At 73.0% G+C, this 16,460-nt stretch carries 13 protein-coding genes; 11 read left to right on the plus strand and 2 right to left on the minus strand.

Annotated elements, in window-relative coordinates:
* Positions 1–21: 21 nt before the first annotated feature.
* Complete coding sequence (locus BMX65_RS25900; RefSeq protein ID WP_239502154.1) at positions 22–924, plus strand: Fic family protein; 903 nt, start codon at positions 22–24, stop codon at positions 922–924.
* Positions 925–1,486: 562 nt separating this feature from the next.
* On the opposite strand, the gene BMX65_RS25905 is transcribed toward BMX65_RS25900, so the two are convergent.
* Complete coding sequence (locus BMX65_RS25905) at positions 1,487–2,332, minus strand: HAD family hydrolase (RefSeq protein WP_075002780.1); 846 nt, start codon at positions 2,330–2,332, stop codon at positions 1,487–1,489.
* Between the two features lie 453 nt (positions 2,333–2,785).
* Between BMX65_RS25905 and ssd the strand changes: the two genes are divergently transcribed.
* The 7 genes from ssd to BMX65_RS25940 all read left to right on the plus strand — a co-directional run bounded on the left by ssd (position 2,786) and on the right by BMX65_RS25940 (position 8,389).
* Positions 2,786–3,940 (plus strand): septum site-determining protein Ssd, encoded by a 1,155-nt coding sequence (gene ssd / locus BMX65_RS25910; RefSeq protein ID WP_107437576.1) that lies wholly within the window; start codon positions 2,786–2,788, stop codon positions 3,938–3,940.
* Positions 3,937–5,385, plus strand: coding sequence for a TadA family conjugal transfer-associated ATPase (locus BMX65_RS25915; protein WP_075002782.1), 1,449 nt, complete (start codon positions 3,937–3,939; stop codon positions 5,383–5,385). Before ssd ends, BMX65_RS25915 begins: the two co-directional genes overlap by 4 nt.
* Positions 5,382–6,377, plus strand: a complete 996-nt coding sequence (locus tag BMX65_RS25920) for a type II secretion system F family protein (protein WP_075002783.1) — start codon at positions 5,382–5,384, stop codon at positions 6,375–6,377. Before BMX65_RS25915 ends, BMX65_RS25920 begins: the two co-directional genes overlap by 4 nt.
* A gap of 428 nt (positions 6,378–6,805) precedes the next feature.
* Positions 6,806–7,219, plus strand: coding sequence for a type II secretion system F family protein (locus tag BMX65_RS33720; protein WP_239502155.1), 414 nt, complete (start codon positions 6,806–6,808; stop codon positions 7,217–7,219).
* A gap of 115 nt (positions 7,220–7,334) precedes the next feature.
* Positions 7,335–7,517, plus strand: a complete 183-nt coding sequence (locus BMX65_RS25930; protein WP_275435221.1) for a DUF4244 domain-containing protein — start codon at positions 7,335–7,337, stop codon at positions 7,515–7,517.
* Between the two features lie 121 nt (positions 7,518–7,638).
* Positions 7,639–7,974, plus strand: coding sequence for a TadE family type IV pilus minor pilin (locus tag BMX65_RS25935; protein ID WP_079172090.1), 336 nt, complete (start codon positions 7,639–7,641; stop codon positions 7,972–7,974).
* A complete protein-coding gene (locus BMX65_RS25940) occupies positions 7,955–8,389 on the plus strand; it encodes an Rv3654c family TadE-like protein (RefSeq protein ID WP_079172091.1) in 435 nt (144 codons plus the stop codon). The genes BMX65_RS25935 and BMX65_RS25940 overlap by 20 nt, the downstream gene beginning before the upstream one ends.
* Positions 8,390–8,715: 326 nt before the next feature.
* Here BMX65_RS25940 and BMX65_RS25945 read toward each other — a convergent pair whose 3' ends face one another.
* A complete protein-coding gene (locus tag BMX65_RS25945) occupies positions 8,716–11,232 on the minus strand; it encodes a DEAD/DEAH box helicase (protein ID WP_239502157.1) in 2,517 nt (838 codons plus the stop codon).
* Between the two features lie 189 nt (positions 11,233–11,421).
* Between BMX65_RS25945 and bldG the strand changes: the two genes are divergently transcribed.
* From bldG to BMX65_RS25960, 3 genes are all read left to right on the plus strand, one after another.
* Complete coding sequence (gene bldG / locus BMX65_RS25950; RefSeq protein ID WP_016473000.1) at positions 11,422–11,763, plus strand: anti-sigma factor antagonist BldG; 342 nt, start codon at positions 11,422–11,424, stop codon at positions 11,761–11,763.
* 138 nt (positions 11,764–11,901) lie between these two features.
* Positions 11,902–12,477 carry an ATP-binding protein gene (locus BMX65_RS25955; protein ID WP_075002786.1) on the plus strand — a complete coding sequence of 192 codons (576 nt, stop codon included), beginning with the start codon at positions 11,902–11,904 and terminating at the stop codon, positions 12,475–12,477.
* 1,176 nt (positions 12,478–13,653) lie between these two features.
* Positions 13,654–16,089 (plus strand): sodium-translocating pyrophosphatase, encoded by a 2,436-nt coding sequence (locus BMX65_RS25960; RefSeq protein ID WP_075002787.1) that lies wholly within the window; start codon positions 13,654–13,656, stop codon positions 16,087–16,089.
* Positions 16,090–16,460 lie beyond the last annotated feature (371 nt).

Raw genomic sequence — 16,460 nt, forward strand, 5'->3', positions numbered from 1 at the left:
CGGGTGCGTAGGGTCGTACGCATGAGTAGCACCGCTCGCCCCGACGACGGCGGCACGTCGAACCCCTCGGGCCCCTCGAACCCCTCGGGCCCCTCGGCTCACGGGTCCGCTGCGGCCGACCCGCTGGCCTCCCTCGCCGCGCTGCCGGGTGTGCCGGAGGCCGTCGAGTCCGTGCGCGGCTCCGTCGACCGGGTCTACGGGCACCGTGTCATGCGCCGCCGCAGCAGCGAGGTCAGCGCGGAGGCCGCATTGCGCGGGGCCCGTGCCACCGCCGCTTCGGAGGGCGTCGACTGGGCGCTCGAAGAGGTGCGCCGCCGCAGCGACTTCGGCGTCGAGCCGCAGGCCCGCACCGTCGGTGCGGGCCTGCGTGTGACGGCAGAGGCCGGGCAGTTGCTCGACATCTGGCAGCAGTCCCCGCTGCGCGTCCTGGCCCGGTTGCACCTGGTCGCCGCCGGCGGTGTGGCGCCCGAGGGCACCGTGGGCCGACCGCGCCGTCCGGGAGAGCCGGTCGACGGCCCGGAACTCGGTCTGGAGCTGCCCGGGGCCGACGAGGTCGCGGCACGGCTGGACGGGCTGGCGCAGCTCATCACCGGCGGCACCGCGGCTCCCGCCCTGGTGACCTCCTCTGTCGTGCACGGCGAACTCCAGGTGCTGCGCCCCTTCGGCTCGTACAACGGGCAGGTCGCACGCGCGGCCGAGCGTGTCGTGCTGGTGGGCAGCGGGCTCGACCCCAAGGCCGTCTGCCCGGCCGAGGTGGGCCATGCGGAACTGGGCCGCGAGGCGTATCTGACCGCTCTGCGCGGCTACGCCTCAGGAACACCCGAAGGGGTTACCCAGTGGATCGCGCACTGTGGACGCGCGGTCGAACTCGGCGTCCGGGAGAGCACCGCGGTGTGCGAGGCGATGCAGCGGGGAGCGGCCTGAGCGGCTGCCGGGCAGCGGGCCCGCCTTCGGGACTCCGCCGGACCCCCTGACGCTGCGGACCTGTCGAACCCCTCGGGGGGCGGCCGTCGTGACGTCGCGGACCGGTCGGACGCCGTGCCGGGGGGACGGTCGGACCCGCTGGGACCGGTCGGACCCGCTGGGACCGGTCGGACGTCGTGGCCGGTCGGACCCGGAATGCGAGCGGCCCCGCCGTCGGAGGCGGGGCCGTCGCTGGCATGTCCACCGGGTTACCAGTGCGTGCGTGATGATGTCCGAACGTCAGGGCGGAATCTGTGCCCGTTCCTGAGGGGACCTGCCCGATCGCGGGCTCTGCGTCGCGTGGGTGCCCGGTATTCATGCTTGCGGTCCGTGGGGCCATGTGCGTGAAACGGGATCCTCTCGGATGCCGTCGGTCTCGCGGGCCGTCGATTCCTTTGTACTCCCCGGCAAGGGTGAGCGGAAGCCCCGCCGTCAGATCTTTACTTTGCCTGCTCTGTGGTGTTCTGGGCAGAAACAGGCGTCCATCTGACTGTGGCGGTGGGTGTCCAGCGGTGCCTGCGTGTCAGGAGCGGCGGAACAGTGGAGTCGGTCGGTTCCGGTTGTTGAGCCACACGAAGCCGGCTGTCGCGGCGGCGGCGCCCACCGCCACAGCTGCCAGTGCCAGCGCGGGCCGCGACGGCATGGACAGCGCGGGGATGCGCTGCCTGAGCCGTACGGGCCGGGAGAACGTCAGCACCGGCCAGTCGCGCGCGAGGGCCTCCTTGCGCAGGGCGCGGTCCGGATTGACGGCGTGCGGATGGCCGACCGCCTCCAGCATCGGCAGGTCCGTGGCCGAGTCGCTGTAGGCATAGCACCGCGCCAGGTCGTACCCCTCGGACTCCGCCAGTTCCCGGATGGCTTCCGCCTTGGTCGGCCCGTAGGCGTAGTACTCGATCTCTCCTGTGAAGCGGCCCTCCTCGACGACCATGCGGGTGGCGACCACCCGGTCGGCGCCGATCATCCGACCGATCGGCTCGACCACCTCGGCACCGGAGGACGAGACGATGACCACGTCGCGTCCCGCCAAGTGGTGCTTCTCGATGAGGGAGGCGGCCTCGTCGTAGATGATCGGGTCGATCAGGCCGTGAATCGTCTCCGCGACGATCTCTCTGACCTGCTCGACGTCCCAACCGCGGGCGAGTCCGGAGAGGTACTCACGCATCCGTTCCATCTGGTCGTGATCGGCGCCTCCGAGGAGATATACGAACTGCGCGTAGGCAGTCCGGAGCACTGCGCGGCGATTGATCAGGCCACCCTGGTAGAAGGACTTGCCGAAGGTGAGCGTGCTCGACTTCGCAATGACCGTCTTGTCCAGATCGAAGAAGGCGGCTGTCCGGGGCATCGCGAGATTTTTCACGGCACCGAGCATAGGCGCCCACCATTCGGCGTAAGCTGGGGCGCGTGGGTTTGCCTGAGAAGGCTCTCGGGTACACCATGGAAGTCACGGATCGTTCGCGACCGTGCTAACCCGGCCCGACTCCTCCCCCCCCGAGTCGGCCGTGGGGACGACCCCCGCTCTCCCCCCCGGCGGGGGTCGTCGCATGTCCGGGTACATTTCTTGGCCTCGGCCCGCAGTGGCCGGGGCTTTTTCGATCTCCCGGGACCGGACTCCTCGATTCCCCCTCTGGGTGACGCAGCGTAATCGAAAGACTGCTCTCCGATGGTCACTGGTTTGGGTGAGTGAGTTATTCACAGTCTCTGGGTTGTCCACAGTTTTCGACCATGATCCACAAGATTTTCCGGTTCGCTGCACCGTGAATCCCGTCGGTGTCCGCAGGCGTTTGCGGACGCGAGTGCCCAACTGACGGGGAGGGCCCGGAGCGTGGCCGAAAACATTCTGATTGTCACCGAGGACGAGGAACTCCTCGATGACCTACTGCGACTGTGCGCAGCCGCCGGGACGGAGCCCCAGGTCGCTCACGGCGGCCCGTCGCGCGGGGCGGGATGGGCGTCCTGGAGCGGTGCCGCCTCCTGGGAACGGGCGCCCCTGGTGCTCGTCGGCGACGACTGCGCCGGTGCCTCCGGCTTCGGCGGCGCCTCCGAAGACGGCACGCCGGGCGTGGACGGACCGGTTCCGCGGCGGCCCGGGGTGCTGCTGATCGGGCGGGACTGGGACGATCCCGGCGTCTGGGAGCGCGGTGTACGGGTCGGCGCGGAGAGCGTCGCCCTGCTGCCCGACGCGGAGAGCTGGCTGACGGGCCGCATCGCCGACGCCCTGGAAGGAGTCGGCAGTACCGCGCTGACCGTGGGAGTCATCGGCGGCAGGGGCGGAGCCGGGGCCTCCACCCTGGCGTGCGCCCTGGCGGTCACGGCGGCCGCCGCCGGGCAGCGGACGATGCTCGTCGACGCCGACCCGCTCGGCGGCGGCTTGGACATCCTGCTCGGCGCGGAGCGGACGCGGGGGCTGCGATGGCCCGATTTCGCGGAATCCCGGGGCCGGGTCGGCGGCGCGGCCCTCGCCGACTCGCTGCCCCGCTCGCACGACCTGAGCGTGCTCAGCTGGGACCGGGGCGAGCGGGCCCTGATTCCCGCCGACGCCATGAAGGCGGTGCTCTCCGCGGCGCGGCGGCGCGGCGGAGTGGTCGTCGTCGACCTGCCCCGGCAGGTGGACGCGGCGGTCGCGGAAGCACTGGTGCAGCTCGACCTCGGGCTGGCGGTCGTCCCCGCGGAACTGCGCGCGGTCGCCGCGGCCCACCGCGTGGCCGCCCGTACCCGACTGGTGGTCCGCGACCTGCGGGCGGTGGTACGCCCCCCGGGCGGCCCCCGGCGCCGCGACCGGCACGACACCGGACTCGACGACACGGAGGTCGCCCGGCTGCTGGGAATTCCGCTGGCCGGTGAGCTGCCCTGGGAGCGCGGACTGCTCGCGGACGTCGACCGTGGCAGGCCGCCCGGCTCCGCGAAGGACGGCGCCCTGGCCCGCTTCTGCGGGCAGTTCTGGGAGCAGGTGCTCAGCGGAGCAGGAGCGGCGGCATGACCGCGCAGGACGACGGCGCGCGAGAGGCCGCGCCGACGACGGGCGCCGCACCCCGCGCGGGCGCGAGGAACGCAGGCACCCGGCTGCTGGACTCGGTGCGGCGCACCCTCGCCGAAGCGGGCGCCGAGCCGACACCCGCCGGAGTGGCCGCCGCACTGCGGGCCCAGGGGCGGCTGATGGGCGACAGCGCGGTACTGGGCGTCGTGGAGGCCCTCCGCTCCGAACTCGTCGGCGTCGGCCCGCTGGAACCGCTGCTGGCGGACCCCGAGGCCACCGATGTGCTGGTGACCGCACCCGACCAGGTCTGGGTGGACCGGGGCCGGGGCCTGGAGCTGACCCGGGTGCGCTTCCCCGACGCCGCCGCCGTGCGCAGGCTCGCACAGCGGCTGGCGACCTCCGCGGGGCGCCGACTCGACGACGCCCGGCCCTGGGTCGACGCCCGGCTCCCGGACGGCACCAGACTGCACGCGGTACTGCCCCCGGTCGCCGTGGGCTGCACCTGCCTGTCCCTGCGGGTGGTGCGCCCCCGTGCCTTCAGCCTGGCCGACCTCGTGACCGCCGGGACGGTGCCGCCGGGCGGGGAACGGCTGCTGCGAGCCGTCCTGGACGCCCGCCTCTCCTTCGTCGTCAGCGGCGGCACCGGATGCGGCAAGACGACACTGCTGTCCACGCTGCTGGGGCTGGTCGGCCCCGACGAACGCATCGTCCTGGCCGAGGACTCGTCCGAACTGCGCCCCGACCATCCCCATGTCGTGCGCCTGGAGGCACGCCCGGCCAACCAGGAAGGCGTAGGCCAGGTGGAACTGCGCGATCTGGTGCGGCAGGCACTGCGCATGCGGCCCGACCGCCTGGTCGTGGGCGAGGTCCGGGGCTCCGAGGTCACCGACCTGCTGGCGGCCCTGAACACCGGCCACGAGGGCGGGTGCGGCACCGTGCACGCCAACGCCGCCGCGGACGTTCCGGCCCGGCTGGAAGCCCTCGCCGGCACCGCGGGCCTCGACAGGGCGGCGCTCCACAGCCAGTTGGCGGCGGCGCTGGACCTGATCGTGCACGTGGTCCGGGGGCGCGACGGCAGGCGGCGGATCGCGCAGATCCACGTGCTGGAGCGGGATGCGGCCGGTCTGGTGGCGACGGTACCGGCCGCCGTGTGGAACGGTCCGGGAGCGGACGGTCCTCGCGGCCCTGGAACGGGGTTCGTCCGGGCGCGCGGCTGGCCACGGCTGGAGGAGCTGTGCCTGCGGCGCCGTGCCGACGGAACGGACGGCGACGACACGGACGGCGGCGGGCTGGACGGGGATGGCCTGCCCGGCAAGAGCATGGGCCTCCCCGGAGGTGTCGCTCCCGTAGGGGAACGTGCCCGCGGACCGCTCCCTGCCGTATCTGGTGCCGTGCCCGCTCCGGTGCCACTGCCCGGTTCCTGGCGTGTGGAGAGGAGCCCGCGATGAGCTGCACAGCAGCCGTGGCGGCCGGAATCGAACCCGCGGCGTCCCCAGCGGCGTACGCCGCAGCGGTCTGCGCGGGGGCAGCGGCCTGGTTGCTGACCGGGCGCCACGAAGGCGGTCGGCGGGCCGGATTGCTGTTCGCGAGCGGAGCGGAGGCTCGGGCGCGGCGCTCCGCCGTCTCCCCGCCGGACCGCTGGCGGGAAGCCGCCGCGGCGGCCCGTGCACGCTTCGCCGTGCGGGCCGGGCACGAGTGGTGGTGCCTGTTCGCAGGCGCGCTGGTGGCGCTGCTGGGCCGGTCCTGGATCCCGTTGGTGGCCGGGCTCGCCGCCGTTCCCCTGGCCCGGCGGTGGCTGCGGCGGCGTGCTGCGGGGCGGCTGGCCCAGGAGCGCGAGACCGCTGCGGTGCGGCTGTGCGTGGCGGTGGCGGGCGAGCTGCGGGCCGGGAGGCAGCCGGACGGCGCGCTGCTGGCTGTCGACCGTGCAGCACTGCGGTGCCTGGGGGACGCAGGAGCAGCGGTGCTCGCCGCGGCCCGGTTCGGTGGCGACGTACCGGCGGCGCTGCGCGAGGCCGCGTTGCTGCCCGGAGCGGAGGGACTGGCCGGGGCGGCTGCCTGCTGGCAGGTGGCGGTCGAAGGCGGAGCAGGGCTGGCCGAGGGGCTGGAACGGGTGGCCGGAGCGGTGCGCGCCCAAGGCGAACAACGTGCGGAACTGCGGGCGCAACTGGCCGGGCCCCGCTCCACCGCCCTGGTGCTGGCGCTGCTGCCGGTCTTCGGGCTGGCCCTGGGCACCGCCATGGACGCCGATCCGCTCTGGATCCTGCTGCACACGCCGACCGGTTTCGGCTGCCTCGTCGTCGGAGCACTGCTGGAGTGGGCCGGGTTGCTGTGGGTCGCCCGCATCGTGCGCGCCGCCGAGGGTGCAGCGGAACCCGGCGGCGCACCGCCCGCACCCGAGGTGGAGCGGGACGCACGGCCCGGCAGGAGCTGGTCGATGTGAGCGCCGGGTGGGTCGAAGTTGTCCCCAGGGTGTGGACATGGGTCCCGGCTGCCGCGGGGACGCTGGCGGCAGCGTGGTGCGTGGCGGAAACGCTGGGGATGCTCAGAACGGAAGGAGCCGTGCGACGCCGCGCACACCTCGTGTGCGGAGTCCCGGCGGAGGGGAATCCGGGCAGGGCCGGTCCCTGGCCGCCGGGTCGGCGGGCGCAGGCCGGGAAGCGCTGCGCCGAGAGGCTGCGGACGAGGCAGGTGCGCGAGGGCGCCGCTTCGACGGGCGTCGGGGTACTGGGACTTCTGCTGGTCGGCGGCCCGGCCGGATGGTTTGCGGGTGGCGCGGCCGGCTGGGGGACGTGGCGCTTGCTGCGGCGGCGGGCCGCCGCCCAGGATCCCCGGAGCAGCACGGAGCGAACCGAAGAGGAGCAGCTCCCCTTGGTCGCCGAGCTGATGGCGGCCTGCCTGGCGGCCGGGGCCGGTCCCGGCCGCGCAGCGGAGGCCGTCGGCGGCTCGGTCGGCGGCCCGTTGGGGACACGGTTGGCACGAGCCGCCGTGGAGCTGCGCCTGGGCGCCGAACCCGCACTGGTGTGGGGGCGGTTCGCCGAGCGGCATTGGGGCGTGGAGTTCGCCCGGTGCATGGAGCGTGCCGGAGCGGCCGGAGTACCCGCGGTCGAGTCCGTCGCCCGGCTTGCCACCGAGCTGCGGGGCAGCCGGGCCCGGGCCGCGGGCAGCAGGGCGAGACGGGCGGCGGTGCTGGTCACCGGACCCCTGGGGCTGTGCTTCCTGCCCGCGTTCCTGACGGTCGGAGTCGTGCCCGTGCTGCTGGGGCTCGCCCGGTCGCTGTGGTGAGCGGCGGCGTTCGGCGCCGGTCGCGGTCTGGAGCGGCTCGTTCAGTGAGGACATCGAGAGAGGACATCGGGTGAGGGAGAACGAGCGGATGACAGGAGTCGCGAGGCTGCGCCGGTTGTGGGAGCGCGCGAGGCTCCGGCGCCCCGGCGGAGACAGGGGGATGAGTACGGCCGAGTACGCCATGGGCACGCTCGCAGCGGTCGCGCTGGCCGCAGTGCTCTACAAGGTCGTCACCAGCGGTGCGGTGAGCGCCCAGTTGCAGAGTCTCGTCGAACGGGCGCTCAGTGCGCCGTTCTGACCGGGTGCAGTGCCCGGGGCGGGAGCCCGGCCGCGGGCAACTCGTCCGCCGCCGGTGGGGCCAGGTCCTCGGCGTGGGCGGTGGGCGGTGGCCGCAGAGGACCGATCAATGCGCCGGATATGTGACCGCGGAGGCCGCCGTGGTGATCCCGGCGCTGGTGCTCCTGGTGGCCGGGCTGCTGTGGGGGCTGATGGCCGCGGTGGCCCGGATCCAGTGCGTGGACGCGGCGCGGGCCGGAGCACGGGCGGCTGCCCGCGGCGAACCCGCGGAGGACGTCCGGCGGGCTGCGCGGGCGGCGGCTCCGCCCGGCGCTCGGGTGGAGACGGCGCGGGAGGGCGAACTGGTGCGGGTCGCGGTGCGGGCGCGAACGGTCGGTCCCGGCCCGCTGACCGTGGAGCTGAGCTCGGAGGCGGTCGCGCTGGACGAGAGGAGGGCGGGTGGCAGCGGGGTCTTGTGACGACCGGGGGTCGGCCTCGGTGTGGGCGGCGCTGAGCGTCGTGGTGCTGTGCGGCGTGTTCGCGGGAGTGCTGGGGTTCGGCCAGGCGGTCTGGGTACGCCACCGGGCGGGCGCCGCCGCCGATCTGGCGGCGCTCGCGGCGGCCGACCGTGCGCTGGCGGGCCAGGCCCGGGCCTGCGCGACGGCCCGCCAGGTGGCCCGGGCCCAGCACACGCGGGTGGCGCGTTGCACGGTCCGGGGCGAGATCGCGGATCTGGAGACCCGACTGCGGTGGGGCCCCTTCACGGCGCATGCGCGGGCCCGTGCGGGCCCGGCCGACCTCCCGACAGCGGACTTGCCCACCGGCGCCACCGGCCCGTCCACCGGTGGCCGACGGTCGACGGCCGACGGTCGACGGCCGTCTAGGGCCCGCTGACCCCGTCGGTCGGCTCACCGATCGTGGCGTCGTCGGTCCCGCGTCCGTCCTGCGTCCGTCCTGCGTCCGCTCTCGTTCGTTCGTCCGTCGCGCCGTCCGCGGGTCCTTCGTTCACCGGGTTCTCCGTTCCCTCCCGTGTCGCCCCCTCAATGGGCGGCCGAGGTGAAGGAAGTCCGGGCGCGGAGCGTGCCCTGCCGGAGCCGTTGCGAGCGGCCGAGAGCCGGGCGGAGGTACCGGGGCGGGAGGACAGAGGCCAGGGGGCCGGGGAAAGGCGGCAGGGGAAAGGGAGGGTCGGAGAGGTGCCGGGAGGAGGCGGCCCGGCGGTTTCAGGTGGCGGGGCGGAGGAGCTCGGTGAGGAGCCGGACGGCGCCGCGCTTGTGGAGCGGGTCGTTGGCGTTCCCGCACTTGGGCGACTGGACGCACGAGGGGCAGCCCGCCTCGCACTCGCAGGCGGCGATGGCGTCGCGGGTGGCGGTCAGCCAGCCGCGCGCGGTGTGGAACGCCCGCTCGGCGAAGCCGGCCCCGCCGGGCTGGCCGTCGTAGACGAAGACGGTGGGAAGGAGAGTGTCCGGGTGCAGGGCGATGGAGACACCGCCGATGTCCCAGCGGTCGCAGGTGGCGAACAGCGGCAGCATGCCGATGGCCGCGTGCTCGGCGGCGTGCAGCGACCCGGCCAGGATCTCCGGGTCGATCCGGGCGGCGTCGAGCTGGTCCTCGGTGACGGTCCACCACACCGCGCGGGTGCGCAGGATACGGGGCGGCAGGTCGAGCTTCGTCTCGCCGAGGACCTCGCCGGTCAGCAGGCGGCGGCGCAGATAGGAGACGACCTGGTTGGTGACCTCGACGGATCCGAAGCACAGCCGGGCGTCGCCCCAGAGGTGCTCGGCCTCGGTCTTCAGCACGGCGAGAGAGGTGGTGTCACGCGCCATCGTGGTCCACGGCGGCGACGCCTCCTCGACGAGCGCGGCGGAGTCCTCCAGGTCGAACCGGCGCACCACGTAGGTACGGCCCTGGTGGAGATGGACTGCGCCCTCGTGGACGGTGGTGTGCGCGGCACCGGCGTCGACGGTGCCCAGCAGCCGCCCCGTACCGTCCTCCACCACCTGCACCGGCTTTCCGCCGCTGCCGCGGATGTCGGTCAGGTCGGCGGCCCGCTCCTTGCGGGTCCAGTGCCAGCCGGAGCTGCGGCGCCGGAGCAGCTTGCGCTCTTCGAGCTTGCCCAGCAGTTCCGGTGTCTCCGGTCCGAAGAGGGCGAAGTCGGACTCGGTGAGCGGGAGCTCGGCTGCGGCTGCGCACAGGTGGGGCGCCAGGACGTAGGGGTTGTGCGGGTCCAGGACGGTGGACTCGACCGGGGTGTGGAAGACGGACTCGGGGTGGTGGACGAGATAGGTGTCCAGCGGCTCGTCCCGGGCGATCATGATGGCCAGCGCGCCCTGACCGGCCCGGCCCGCGCGCCCGGCCTGCTGCCAGAGTGACGCGCGGGTGCCGGGATAGCCGGTGATGAGGACGGCGTCCAGCCCGGAGATGTCGATGCCGAGTTCCAGCGCGTTCGTGGCGGCGAGCCCCAGCAGCTCGCCGGTGTGCAGCGCCCACTCCAGCGCGCGCCGTTCCTCGGGCAGATAGCCGCCCCGGTAGGCCGCGATCCGCGCGGACAGCCCTGCCTGCCGTTCCGCGCCCGGTGCCGGGTCCCCGGCGCCGCGGGGTTCCCCGGTCCGCCGGCTGCTCGGCGTCGCGGCGGTGTGGCGGCCCGCCGACGGCGGGCTCCCGGCCGGGCCGGGGCGGCGGGGCGCGGGGAGGGCGGCGAGGCGGTCCTGGGCGATGAGGGAGATCAGCTCGGCGCCGCGGCGGGAGCGTACGAAGGCGACGGTACGTACCTCCTGGGCTGCCAGGTCGGTGAGCAGCTCGGCGGCCTCGGCGGTGGCGGTGCGGCGGACCGGGGCGCCGCGTTCGCCCTCCAGTTCGGTCAACGGCGGCTCCCACAGAGCGAAGACGGTCTCTCCTCGCGGGGAGGTGTCCTCGGTGATCTCGACCGGGCGCACACCGGTCAGCCGGGCCGCTCCCTCGCCGGGCGTCGCCGCGGTGGCGGAGGCCAGCAGGAAGACCGGTTCGGAGCCGTAGCGCGCGCACACCCGGCGCAGGCGCCGCAGCACCTGGGCCACGTGGGAGCCGAAGACGCCGCGGTAGGTGTGGCACTCGTCGACGACCACGTAGCGCAGGGCCCGCAGGAACGACGACCACCGGCTGTGGCCGGGCAGCAGGCCGCGGTGGAGCATGTCCGGGTTGGTCAGCACGTAATTGGCGTACAGCCGCACCCATTCGCGCTCTTCCACCGGAGTGTCGCCGTCGAAGACGGCCGCCCGCACTCCGGTGCCCAGCGGAGAGGCCAGATCGGTGACGGCGCGCCGCTGGTCCGCCGCGAGCGCCTTGGTGGGCGAGAGGTACAGCGCGGTGGTGCCGCGTCCGTTCGGGGTCTCGGAACCGTCCAGCAGCGTGCTGAGCACGGGGACGAGGTAGGAAAGGGATTTTCCGGAGGCCGTGCCTGTGGCGATGATCACGGAGTCGCCGTCGAGGGCGTGTGCGGCGGCGCGGGCTTGGTGCTCCCAGGGGCGCTCGATGCCTGTCTGCTGCACGGCATCGATCACTTCCGGCCGGATCCGGTCGGGCCATTCTGCATGGCGACCGTTTCGCGGGGGCAAGTGCTCCGTATGGGTGACACGCCCGGCGCGGTCCGGCCCCCTGGTGAGACGAGCGAGCACGTCGCGAGGGTCGCCGCGGGAGGCCGAGCTGTGCGGCTCGACTCGCGGGCGTACGCTCGCGGACCGGGTGTGCTGTTCGTTGGCCATCGGTACCGAGTGTGTCACTGGCGAGGCGGACAATGACCGCAAGGCGTCGTCCCCGCCTGCTGGTAAGTGATTGAATGCCTCTGCGGCTGCCGATCCGTCCCCTGCCTTTGGGGGTACCTCCCTCCGTCAGGGCAGGGGGAGGGAGAACCGAGGGGGCTGACCGCTCGATAGCAAGGTGCTGGAGGATCCGTGGACCTGTCCCTGTCGACCCGAACCGTAGGCGATCGCACGATCGTCGAGGTCGGTGGCGAGATTGATGTATACACCGCGCCCAAACTGCGTGAGCAGTTGGTCGAGCTCGTAAACGACGGCAGCTACCACCTCGTCGTGGACATGGAGGGCGTCGACTTCCTCGACTCCACCGGGCTCGGCGTGCTCGTGGGTGGGCTCAAGCGGGTGCGTGCCCACGAGGGCTCGCTGCGCCTGGTCTGCAACCAGGAGCGCATTCTCAAGATCTTCCGGATCACCGGTCTGACCAAGGTGTTCCCGATCCACTCCTCGGTCGACGAGGCCGTAGCGGCCACTGACTGACATGCCGGACCGCCGGTCCGTCCCCCAGCGGGGCGGACCGGCGGCTCATCGGCCGACTGGCGCATGGGCGCCGGCGCCCGGCTCTCCGAGTCCTCGGACGGACATCGCAGACTTTCAGGGAAGACCGAGGGGGATGGCATGGCCACCGTTGAGCTGCTCTTCAGTGCGCTGCCGGAGCACGTCCGAACGGCGCGGCTGGTGGCTGCCGCCGTGGCGCGGCGGGCCGGCGTCGACGAAGCCGTGCTCGACGAGGTGCGGCTGGCCGTCGGCGAGGCGTGCACCCGCGCCGTCGGACTGCACATGAGTCACGGCCTCAGCAGCCCGGTGCGGGTGTCGCTCATCGAGGACGAGAAGAAGTTCTCGATCGAAGTCGGGGACGAGGCGCCGCACCGGCGCTTCTCGCTGCCCGGCGGCACGCTCGGCGCCGGGGCCTCGGCGGCACCGCAGAACGGCGCCGCAGCCGATGCCAAGGCCGCCGGGAACGGCAGCGGTCCCGGCGGCGGCGCGTCCGGTGGGCTCGTGGAGGCCGAGGGGGCGCTGATGCCCGGAGCCCGCGACGAGATCCCCGAACCGGTCCCCGAGGAGGACGAGGGCGACGGGGAGATGGGGCTCGCGGTGATCAGCGGGCTGGTGGACGACGTCGAGGTGACGACCGACGAGAACGGCGGCGTGATCCGCATGAGCTGGCCCACGACGGAGCCCGTCCTCCCCTGAACCGGGCCTGCCCATGGCCTCTCGGCCCGGGAACCGGGCTTGCCTTCACCCGGGTGGGCTTGTCTCCGCCCGGAGGGGCGGTCTCTTCCTCGGCTCGGAGCGCGACTGTGTTCTTGCCCGGACCGGCCCTGGCCTCACCCGGAAGTCCGCTTGACCTTGCCGGGGAGCCGGGCTTGTCCTCGCCCGGGGCTGGTCCCGTTGGGTGCTGGGCTGCCGGGTCCCGGGCCGGGACCGCTTCCTGCACGAGCCGGGGCCGCTTTCTGGCCGGGGCCGGGACCGCTTCCTGCGCGGGCCGGGACCGCTCCTGCACGGCCGGGGCCGCTCTTTGCCCGGGTCGGAGCTGCTTTCCGCCGGGCCGGAGCCGTGCGGTTCGAGATCATTCGAGCCGGAACCCGTGCTTTTGTGGCGCAGTGTCCCCTTCTCGCCGGGCCCCTCGCCTCTGCGTCGTCCCGGACCATGGGGAGACGTTCGCCCCCCCCGAGCCGGAGGCCGGTGCGGGCACGGGTGCGGGTAAGGACACAGCGGCCGTCGGATCGCCCCGAGCCGGATCCTCCGACCGTCCCGAGGCGGATCCGTGCCCTGACCCGTTACGCCTGAACCCGGGCTCTCCTGACGTCTCCCGGGGCTGCCGCGCCGGGCCCGGGGTACCGGCCGTGGGGCGGCCACCGGCCACCGGCCGCCTGCCGGGGGCCGGGGGCCGGATCCCGGGACCGCTGACGGACGGCACACCGAGTCGAACCGGAGCCGTCTCCGGCTCCCTGGGCCCCTCCTCCCCGGAAAACTTTCCGGACCTCCACATCCCCACCCGTCGTGGCCCGCCACATCCCGAGCGGTCTTTCGATCTTCGATTCACTCGTCCGTACCGATTTTCGTGATCTTCATTTCAGATCTTCCGAAGATCTGGTCCGATATTTCTGACCAGCCATTAAACCGGTTGTACCGGACCTCTTCGTTCACTCGATAGATCGTTTTCCCGGGGTCAGTTGAATTTGCGGATTCCCTCGTGCGAGCGAATCATCCACCTCCTGTGCGGCTGATCTTCGCCGATCCCGGCGAATTCTCGCTGCTGCGCTCTGTTTTGATCTAGTGGCGCTCCCTACAATCCGTCCACATCTTTGCAGCAGGACGCCTGAGCGTGCTTGCGCGCGCCCATGTGCCAAACGTCAAGGAGGACGAATGGCGGGGCATCTCAGCCCACTCCACCAACCCCAGTACCTCGCGGACGCCGCAGAGCTGACCAGTGGCAATCGGGGACTCGCGATCGTGATCGCGGTTGTCGCGCTCGCAGCGCTCGGCGTCGCCATGGTGCTGGTACGACAAGTGCTCGCCGCGGGCGAGGGCACCGACAGCATGAAGAAGATCGCCGCTGCCGTGCAGGAGGGCGCGAACGCCTACCTGGCGCGGCAGCTGCGTACCCTCGGGGTATTCGCGGTGGTGGTCTTCTTCCTGCTCATGTTGTTGCCGGCCGACGATATGCAGCAACGGATCGGCCGGTCGTTGTTCTTCCTGGTCGGTGCCGGATTCTCGGCGGCGACCGGCTATATCGGCATGTGGCTCGCGGTGCGCAGCAATGTGCGCGTGGCCGCCGCGGCCCGTGAGGCGACTCCGGCACCGGGCGCGGAAGAGGCGTCCGGCGATCTGACCGCTGTTTCCCACCGGGCGATGAAGATCGCATTTCGCACCGGCGGTGTCGTCGGAATGTTCACCGTCGGGCTCGGGCTCTTCGGTGCCGCCTGCGTGGTGCTCGTCTACGCGGCCGACGCGCCCAAGGTGCTGGAGGGCTTCGGCCTCGGTGCCGCGCTGATCGCGATGTTCATGCGGGTCGGCGGCGGGATCTTCACCAAGGCCGCCGACGTGGGCGCCGACCTGGTCGGCAAGGTCGAGCAGGGCATTCCGGAGGACGACCCGCGCAACGCGGCCACCATCGCGGACAACGTCGGCGACAACGTCGGCGACTGCGCCGGCATGGCGGCCGACCTGTTCGAGTCGTACGCCGTGACGCTGGTGGCCGCGCTCATCCTCGGCACCGCCGTCTTCGGCAACGACGGGCTGGTGTTCCCGCTGCTCGTGCCCGCCATCGGGGTGATCACCGCCATGATCGGGGTGTTCGCCGTGGCGCCGCGCCGCGCCGACCGCAGCGGCATGACCGCGATCAACCGGGGCTTCTTCATCTCGGCCGTGATCTCGCTCGCGCTGGTGGCGATCGCCGCCTTCACGTACCTGCCCTCCAGCTACGCGGATCTCAAGGGCGTCTCGGGCGACGACGCGCAGGAGATCCTCGGGCACAGCGGCGACCCGCGGATGCTGGCCGTCGTGGCCGTCGCGATCGGCATCGTGCTCGCCGCCGTCATCCAGCAGCTGACCGGCTACTTCACCGAGACCACCCGCAAGCCGGTGCGGGACATCGGCCGGACCTCCCTCACGGGACCGGCGACGGTCGTGCTCTCGGGCGTCTCCATCGGCCTGGAGTCGGCCGTCTACACGGCGCTGCTGATCGGGCTGAGCGTCTACGGCGCGTTCCTGCTGGGCGGCGGCACGGTGATGCTGGCGCTGTTCGCCGTCGCGCTGGCCGGGACGGGACTGCTGACCACCGTCGGTGTGATCGTCGCCATGGACACCTTCGGACCCGTCTCGGACAACGCGCAGGGCATCGCGGAGATGTCCGGCGACGTCGAGGGCGCGGGTGCCCAGGTCCTCACCGACCTGGACGCGGTGGGCAACACCACCAAGGCGATCACCAAGGGCATCGCCATCGCCACGGCGGTGCTCGCCGCGGCGGCGCTCTTCGGCTCGTACCGCACCGAGCTGGCCGAAGCGCTCACCGACGCGGACCAGAGCGCGGGCAAGATGCTGGAGCTCGTGGACATCGCCCAGCCCAGCACGCTGGTCGGGCTGATGTTCGGCGCCGCGGTGGTGTTCCTGTTCTCGGGGCTCGCCATCAACGCCGTCTCCCGCTCCGCGGGTTCGGTCGTCTTCGAGGTGCGGCGCCAGTTCCGGGAGCGTCCGGGGATCATGGACCACACCGAGCAGCCCGAGTACGGCCGGGTGGTGGACATCTGCACCAAGGACGCGCTGCGGGAGCTCACGACTCCGGGGCTGCTGGCCGTGATGGCGCCGATCCTGGTCGGCTTCACCTTCGGGGTCGGCGCACTGGCGGCGTTCCTCGCCGGCGCGATCGGCGCCGGCACCCTGATGGCGGTCTTCCTCGCCAACTCGGGCGGTGCCTGGGACAACGCGAAGAAGCTGGTGGAGGACGGCCACCACGGCGGAAAGGGCAGCGAGGCCCACGAGGCCACCATCATCGGCGACACGGTCGGCGACCCGTTCAAGGACACCGCGGGCCCGGCGATCAACCCGCTGCTGAAGGTGATGAACCTGGTGGCGCTGCTGATCGCGCCGGCCGTGGTGCAGTTCAGCTACGGCGAGGACAAGAACGTCGGCGTGCGGGTGGTGGTCTCGTTGGTCGCCGTGGCGGTCGTCGTCGGCGCCGTCTACCTCTCCAAGCGCCGCGGTGTCGCCGTGACGGACGAGAACACCGCCGAGCGGCGTGCCGAGCCCTCCGACCCGCCGGTCGATCCTGCGGACCCGGTGGATCCGGTGGCTGCCTCGTAGCTCCTCGGCACGGGCCGGCCGGAGCGGACGGTCGACGGTCGCTCGCGGCGCGGTACTGCCGTGGGGGTCCCACTGGGCCGTACGACGGCCACGTGAGCGATGGCATCGAGCGAGGGCCTGAGCCGGTGGCCTCAAGCGGTGGCCTCAACCGACGAGCGGGCGGGACGCGTTGGCGTCCCGCCCGCTCGCCGCGTCCGGCGGCCACCGCTGCCCTGCCGTCGTGTCCGACGCCGCAGGAACTTCCGCGGACCCCGCAGCTTCCACGGCCCTACAGCTTCCGCGGCTGTCCGCCTCCGCGGCTGTCCGCCTCCGCGGCTGTCCGCCTCCGCGGCTGTCCGCCTCCGCGGCTGTCCGCCTCCGCGGCTGTCCGC

The sequence above is a fragment of the Streptomyces qinglanensis genome (assembly GCF_900111245.1).
In the GTDB taxonomy this organism is placed as follows: Bacteria; Actinomycetota; Actinomycetes; order Streptomycetales; family Streptomycetaceae; genus Streptomyces; species Streptomyces qinglanensis.